Source organism: Sutterella sp., assembly GCF_052272535.1.
Lineage (GTDB): Bacteria > Pseudomonadota > Gammaproteobacteria > Burkholderiales > Burkholderiaceae_F > Sutterella.
The window spans coordinates 1-7176 of sequence record NZ_DAVZJY010000125.1 but is presented as its reverse complement, the minus strand read 5'-3'; the positions used below and the strand labels follow the sequence as shown (position 1 = coordinate 7176).

The window sequence follows — 7176 nt, the reverse complement described above, 5'->3', positions numbered from 1 at the left end:
CGTCTATGCGCCCGCACGGACAGCCGGGCCTTGAAGAGCAGGTCGAGCACGATGTTGAGGACGCCCACGGCCGCGGCGGCGGCGAGCCCCGCCTTGGGGCGGGCCGCAACGGTGAAGAAGGTCTGGAAGACGAAGTTGAGGAGAAAGAGCCCTGTGCCGCAGAGGAGAACCCCCTGGTACTCGAGCGCGAGCGCCGACTGCTCCGCGGTCATGCCGAGCAGCCCGCAGACGTCGGGGAGCACGGCGAGCACGACGCCCCCGAGGATGGCGCCCCCCGCGAGGTTCGTCGAGGCGGCCGTCGCGAAGGCCTCCAACGCCCCCCTGCGGTCCCGGGCGCCCAAGCGCCGTGCGGCGACCTCCCCGCACCCGGCCGCAACCATGACGCCCACGGCCATCATGGCCGACGTGATCGGGAAGGTCATCGAGACGGCTGAGAGCCCCGTCATGCCGACGAAGCGCGCCACCAACACGCCGTCGGCGACGAGGTAGCTCATCACGAGCAGCGACATCGCCATGCGGGGTGCGGCGAAGGCGAGGTGTTCGGGCGCCGTGAAGTGTTGGGCGAAGCGTTCGCGGTCGGGCATCTGGAGGAGTGACGGAGGAAAACGAAAGAAGAAGCGCCGGGCCGCGGGATCGGTCGGCGTCAGTGAACGCCTCAACCGAGGCATCCGCAGACGCTCCCGCTCGGGCGGCGGGAGGCGCCGGAACATGTGAGAAGGCGTTGCGGCCGGGGCTTTCTCATGAAGTCCGGCCGCAACGCCTCGGTGGAATCGCATTGAACGCGGTGCGGATACGGAGCGGAACTCGACATCCGCTCCGCACTCACCTGCCCGATTTTCTCAGGCGCCCGAAGAGAAGGAGAAGCAGGAAGTACCCCGCCCCGAGAATGGCGGCGAGAGTCCCCGCCGGAATCTGCGCCGGCGCGATGAGGATCTGGCCCAACCAGTCGGCCCAGGCGACGACGGCGCCGCCGAGGAGCGCCGCGGCGCAGAGCTGGGTCTTCACCGTCCGCGCACCCATCATGATGGCCATGTGCGGGGCGACGAGACCCACGAAGGCGACCGGGCCCATGGCGGCGGTCGCCGCCGCGCAGAGGAGCGCGCAGAGCCCCAGGAGCACCAGCGCCGACCCCCCGAGCGGCAGGCCGCGCGATTGCGCGAAGTCCCGCCCGATCGAAAGGAGCGTCATGCTGCGCGACACCGCGAGCGCGGCGCCGAGAAGCACGAGGACCCCGAGAACAAGCAACGCGGCCGCAGTGGGCGACGTGCGGTAGGTCGACCCCGAGAGCCACTGCAGGATGAAGTAGTTCTCCATCGTGCCGCGCGAGAGCGAGAGCGTGGTCGCCGAGTCGAGGAAGGCCGAGAGCGCGATGCCCGCCAACACCACGATCGAGGGCGAGAAGCGCGAGCTCCGGGATAGGAGCAGCAGAAGCGCCAACACCGTGAGGCTGCCGCCCAAGGCCCAGAGCGAGCCCGACTGCCCCACTCCGGCGCCGAACCAGAGCGCGCCCGTCACCATCGCGAAGGCGGCGCCCGCAGAGATGCCGAGAATGTCGGGCGAAGCGAGCGGATTGCGGATCAGGCGCTGCATGATGACGCCCGCGGCCGCCAGACCCGCACCGGCGGCCAAGGCCGTCGTGAAGCGCGGAATCCGCAGGAGGAGTTCGTAGTGGTCGGCCAAGCCCCACGTCCACCCGCCCCCGCGGTTGACGAGGAAGAGGTTGAGGACCGCGACGGCGAGGACCGCGGCGCCGAGCGCCGCCGCAGCCGTCTTCGAGAAGACCTTCTTCGCGGCGACGAGCGCGCCGCGCCCGACTGCACCCGCTTCGGCCGTCATGTCGGCGGCCTGCCGGCGCACGATCCAGATGAAGATGGGCGTGCCGATAACGGCCGACACCACGCCCGACGGGACAATGTTACCCGTGAGGGCGGAGAGCCAAACGGCGAGCGCATCGGTGGCGACGAGGAGGCCCGCGCCGAGCAGCATGCTCGCGAGCAGCTGCACGCGCGGAGCCCGGAGCCCGCAGGCGCGCGCGATGTTGGGCGCAATGAGGCCCGTGAAGTTGATGACGCCCGCGGCCGTGATGAAGGCGGAGACGAGCCAAACGCCCATCGTCGTCAACGCGACGAAGACCGGCACCACGGGAAGCCCCCTCGAGCGCGCGCCTTCGTCGCCCAAGGAGATCAGCGCCAGCGCGCGCGGCGCGAAGAGAAGAAGCACCGCGATCACGGGGAGCGTGCGCACGAGAAGCGTCTCGATGCCGCTCCAGCCGTTCTGCGCGAGGTCGCCCGCGCCCCAGAGGAAGACGTTCTGGATGAAGTCGGAGTGCAGCAGCACGATCGCGGTCGCGAGCGCACCGAAGAGGAGGTTCACAACCATGCCGGAGATGATGAGCGTCACGCCCGTCATGTTCCTCGGCCCCGTGATGAGGACGATGAGCCCGAAGGCAAGGAGCGTCCCGACGAATGCCGCGAGGAGAAGCCCCTCGCCCGCCATCTCGGGGAAGAACGCGCTCACCACGACGATCGCAAGCCACCCGCCCGACGAGGTGCCCAAGGTAAGGGGCGACGTCATCGGGTTCTGCGTGAGCTGCTGCAGGAGGCTGCCGACGAGCCCAAGGATCGCGCCGCCCAAAAGGGCTGCGGCAAGCCGCGGGAGCGTGCCGTAGACGTAGTAGTAGGCGTCGAAGCTCTCGGCGCGCGACGGATGAAGGAGAGTATCGAGGCACGCGCTCCAGGAGAGCGGATTCTCAATCGAAAGGGCCGCGGCCGCGCCTGCGGCGAGAAGCACCGTAGCGCCGCAGAGGTCGAAGAGCCCGAGGGAGGAAGTGTTCGTGCGCATGGCGGTCAGGGTCCGGTCAGGTCGGCGGCGGATTTTGCGGCGGCCTCTTCAGGATTCTTTGCAGCGTCTTCGGCGCCCGGAGCGAGCGTAAGGAGCGCCGTAACGACGCGCTCGGCCGTCACGAGGATCGAGAGCGCCCCGCCGTGGCTCCAGTAGGCTTCGGCCGCGGCGACCCGCCCCTTGCGCGCAAAGGGCGTCGCGCACCAGAGGATGGAGTTCATCACCTTCTTCTCGAGCGCAAAGGGCCGCGCATAGATCACGTAGGCGTCTTCGAGATCCTTCAGATCCCGGATGCGGACCTGCGTGAGGCCGTAGCCGGCGTTGGAACGCTCGAAGGGCTGATGGATCCCAATGCGCCGGAGCGCATAGTCGGTGATGGAATTGGGCGTATAGACGAAGAGCGTCGTGAGGCTCGAGAAGCGGATCACCTGCACTTGAGGAGTCGTCCCGAAGGCGGCGCGCACGCGCGCGCCGAGCTCGTGGAGCCCCGCGTCGATGCGCTTCACGACCGCTTCGGCCTCGGCCTCCCGGCCGAAAAGGCGACCGAGCTCACGGAGCTGCGCGACCGCAGTCTCCGCTTCGCCCTGCGGCGCGTCGGCGCGGTAGTTCTCAAAGACGAGCACGGGCGCGAGTTCAGAAAACTGCGGCAGAAGGTCGAGCTGCGTGGGCCCGATCAGGATGACGTCGGGCTTCAGAGCGGCGATCCGCTCGAGGTTCGGTTCGGCGCGCGTTCCGACGTCGGCAATCCCCTCGGGGAGCTTCGGGTCCACGACCCAGGCGTTCCAGGGCGCAATGTCGCCTGCGCCCACGGGCGTGACGCCCAGAGCAATGAGGTTTTCGAGAATGTCCCACTGCAGCGCAACGGCGCGCTTCGGGTGGGTGCGGAAGGTCTTTTCGCCCATCGAGTCGTGCACGACGATGTGGCCGGCGTCACTCTGCACGACCTCATGCGCCGGAGCGGAGGGAGAAGACGCGGCCGCGCGGCGCGCATGCTGCAGCGCCGCGAGAGCGGGAGGAAAAAGGAGAAGCGAGCGGCGGGTGAGCATCAGCGTCTCCCCTACTCGCAGATGAGCGCGGTCTTGAGGTCCCCGCGGGCGGCGCGCGGCCAGGAGGACGGCGGATACGGGTGGTTGATGAGCTTCACGCCGATCTCGAAGAGCCCGTCGAGGTTCCCTTCGTCCTCAATCATGCCGAGGCCGCCCTCAAAAAGAACGCGCCCGCCCTTCAGAGCCACGATGTGGGTGGCGAACCGGAGCGCGAGGTTGATGTCGTGGATGATCGCGATCACGCCGTGCTTCTCCTCGCGGTTGAGCTTCTCGAGGAGCGCGAGGACGCCGTACTGGTGCTTGACGTCAAGGGCGGAGGTCGGTTCGTCCAGGATCATCACGGGCGAGGCCTGCGCGAGGAGCATGCCGATCCAAACGCGCTGCCGCTCGCCCCCGGAGAGGTCGTCTGCGAAGGCGCGGGCGAAGCGGCTTGTGCCCGTCGCCTCAAGCGCCCGGTCGATCGCCTCTTCGTCCTCCGGGCGCCAGCGCCCAAAGAGCCCCCGCCAGGGGTAGCGGCCGAGACGCACGAGCTCGCGGCAGATGAGGCCTGCGGAGGCCGGAAGCTTCTGCGGCAGGAACGCCACGCGTCGGGCGCGCTCGCGCTCGGGCATTGCAAAGAGGTCCCGGCCGTCGAGGAGCACCTCGCCGGCGTCGGGCTTCACGAGTCCGGAGATGATCGAGGCGAGCGTGGACTTCCCGGAGCCGTTGTGGCCGAGAATCAGCGTCATTTGATCGGTGGGAATCGTGAGGTGGTCGATCGAGAGAATCGTCCGGCCTTCACGGACCATGCGGATGCCGTTGAGTTCGTACATGACGCAGAAAAGCGCAATGGGGTTGAGAGAAGGGTTGAGAGAAGGTTGCGAATATGTTCAACCGTCCGACGCCAGAGGGAGCGTCGGACGGTTGAAAGAGAGCCGAATGAACCAGAATGATTCAAACGGAAGATCTTGGTTTACCAGTTGTACGTGAGCGTGGCGCGAGCGACACGGCGTTCGCCGAGATATGCGAATCCGAAGTCGCTGGACTGAACGTACTCTTTGTCAAACAGATTTGTGACAGTCCCCTGAATATTCCAATGCTTGTCAAAGGCATATCCAACGGCGAGATCATAGACGGTTGCATCAGGAACTCGTACGGCAGGAGCAGTACCGATAGAGCCGCCGGTATAACGCACGCCTACACCCAACGTAAGGCCAACGGCGCCTAAATCAGAGAGGTCGTAGGCCGCCCAGGCAGAAGCAAGGTGTTTCGGAGACTGAGCAACGCGCTCTTCATTGCTGCCCTGCGTTTTGTCGATGTACGTGTAGTTCAGATCAACAGTGAGGTTCTTTACAGGAGAGACGCGCGCTTGAATTTCAAAGCCGGTAGCATCCATTCGAGGATTAGCTTTGGTCAGCAAAGATCCATCAGCACTAACGGCTTGGGCCAGATAATTTTTCTGCTTAAGATCAAAGAAGGCGACATTGATGTATCCGTCCAACCAATCAGGCGTGAATTTAACGCCGTATTCAAACTGCTTTGTTTCGGTCGGATCCGGAATCGCATAGCTAGCTCCAGATAACCAAGACAGTGATCCTGTAGCGAAAAATGCCTCAGAATAATTGGCATACGGGGAAATTCCGTAGTCATTGAGAATCATGATTCCTGCATTCCAGGAGAAATGCGTGTCATCAATAGAGTTCTTTACGACATTGACGGCCGGGTTGGTGGTGTCGGCATTCACATTAACCGTATCCCAACGAGCACCAACCTTCATCAACAAAGTATCACGAAAGACGGACTGGGCTTGACCATAAATACCAAACTGCTTCTTGCTGCGATTCCACGAATAAAGATCCAATGCCGTGGCCGCGTCATTGTCGGGCGTGCTGATTGACGGAATGAACGGATTGACAGTCAGAACAGGGGCTCCAAGGCCGCCCGAGCCATTAGCCAACCATTTATTTTCGAACCATTGATAATCAAACCCAAGCTGAATGGTATTATTAAACGACTCACCTTCGGCTGAGTAGGTCAGGTTGTTGTCAAAAGTGAACCCCTTCACACTTCCGTCGTTGATCAACGTGGCTACAGACAAATCACCGCTAGTGTTGTTCCAAGCAGACCAGATAGACGAAGTACGAAGATACAGATCGGTATAGGAGAAGTTGGCCGTCTGCTTGTACTTCAAGTTGTCGTTAAAAGCGTGGGAAAACTCCCATCCAAAATTAGTCTGCTCCTTATCGTAGTCGTCTCCCGGGAGACCATAACTCGTATGGGGATCAATGTACTTTCCGTCGCGCGGAAGCAGAGTACCGTAGGCGGGGAAGAAGGAACCATTGGCGACGCCGCCATCCTTGGCGTAGCTTGCGAGAAGCGTCAACGAAGTCTTGTCGCTTACGTCGATCGTGAAGCTCGGTGCAAAATAAACGCGGTGCTTGTCCGTGTCCTTGATGAATGAATCTTCACGATTCACCATCGCCACAATGCGGTAGCGCTTGGAACCGTCCTCCGTAGCGTTGTCGGCGAAGTCGATGCCCGCCTGGACGTACTTGTTTGAACCGCCGGAGATGGAGACGTTGTGCTGAGGCGTCTTGGTCGGCTTCTTGGTGACGAGGTTCACCACACCGCCGGGCTGCGAGTCACCGTAGAGCGAGGAGGCAGGCCCCTGAAGCACTTCAATGGACTCAAGGCCGTAAGGTTCGACGGTGCTGTCGAAGAAGCCGTCCTTGTATTGACGTTGACCATCAACGAGCGTCGTAGCGTCAAAGCCGCGGATCTTGATCCAGTCGGTGTCGTAGTCGGCGCCGAACTGGTTGAAGAAACCCGGGGTGTAGCGCAGCGAGTCGTCAAGCTTGCGGATGTTCTTTTCATCGAGCTCCTGACGCCCCACGACGTTCACCGTCTGCGGCGTCTCCTGCGTGGAGACGTCGATCTTGAGGGCTTCGGCCGTGACGCTCACGGCATCGAGGGTTTCATATTCGTCCGCGAGGGCGGGCTGAGCGGCAAGAGCGGCCGCGGCGAGGGCCGTGGCGAGCGAGATCTTCCGGTAGGAGAAGGTGTTGCGAGAGTCCATTTACTGTATTTCAGCAGCCCGAAAGGGCTGCCCGTGCGTAATGCGAATGCATCGCATTATATGTTGGGTTAAACCCATTTTCTAACCGTTAACCCTAATAAAACCCTCGAGCCCGCTTCGGTGTTGCCAAGCGGCAACGTTATCCCCTTGTCTCCCCGCTCGTCCCTCCGCCCTACTGTTTTCTCTGGATTGTGTACGAGTCATCAAACATTTTCGCGGCTTCCTCGGCGTCCA

Annotated in this window: 5 protein-coding genes; all 5 read right to left on the bottom strand. The window is 63.2% G+C overall.

Annotation, left to right across the window (positions count from 1 at the left end; all coding sequences use genetic code 11):
• The coding region (locus ACT6Y9_RS07245; protein WP_443744036.1) for an MATE family efflux transporter at window positions 1-584 on the bottom strand (584 nt) is incomplete at its 3' end.
• A gap of 238 nt (window positions 585-822) precedes the next feature.
• Window positions 823-2841, bottom strand: coding sequence for a Fe(3+)-hydroxamate ABC transporter permease FhuB (gene fhuB / locus ACT6Y9_RS07240; protein ID WP_443744035.1), 2019 nt, complete (start codon window positions 2839-2841; stop codon window positions 823-825).
• Between the two features lie 5 nt (window positions 2842-2846).
• Window positions 2847-3782, bottom strand: coding sequence for an iron-siderophore ABC transporter substrate-binding protein (locus ACT6Y9_RS07235; protein ID WP_443744034.1), 936 nt, complete (start codon window positions 3780-3782; stop codon window positions 2847-2849).
• A 116-nt stretch (window positions 3783-3898) separates the two neighbouring features.
• Window positions 3899-4699 carry an ABC transporter ATP-binding protein gene (locus ACT6Y9_RS07230; RefSeq protein WP_443744033.1) on the bottom strand — a complete coding sequence of 267 codons (801 nt, stop codon included), beginning with the start codon at window positions 4697-4699 and terminating at the stop codon, window positions 3899-3901.
• A 140-nt stretch (window positions 4700-4839) separates the two neighbouring features.
• Window positions 4840-6942, bottom strand: a complete 2103-nt coding sequence (locus tag ACT6Y9_RS07225) for a TonB-dependent siderophore receptor (protein ID WP_443744032.1) — start codon at window positions 6940-6942, stop codon at window positions 4840-4842.
• Between the last annotated feature and the right edge of the window lie 234 nt (window positions 6943-7176).

Coding starts and splice junctions, on each gene's coding strand:
- fhuB (WP_443744035.1), bottom strand. CDS start 2,841: ATGCGCACGAACACTTCCTCCCTCGGGCTCTTCGACCTCTGCGGCGCT.
- ACT6Y9_RS07230 (WP_443744033.1), bottom strand. CDS start 4,699: ATGTACGAACTCAACGGCATCCGCATGGTCCGTGAAGGCCGGACGATT.
- ACT6Y9_RS07225 (WP_443744032.1), bottom strand. CDS start 6,942: ATGGACTCTCGCAACACCTTCTCCTACCGGAAGATCTCGCTCGCCACG.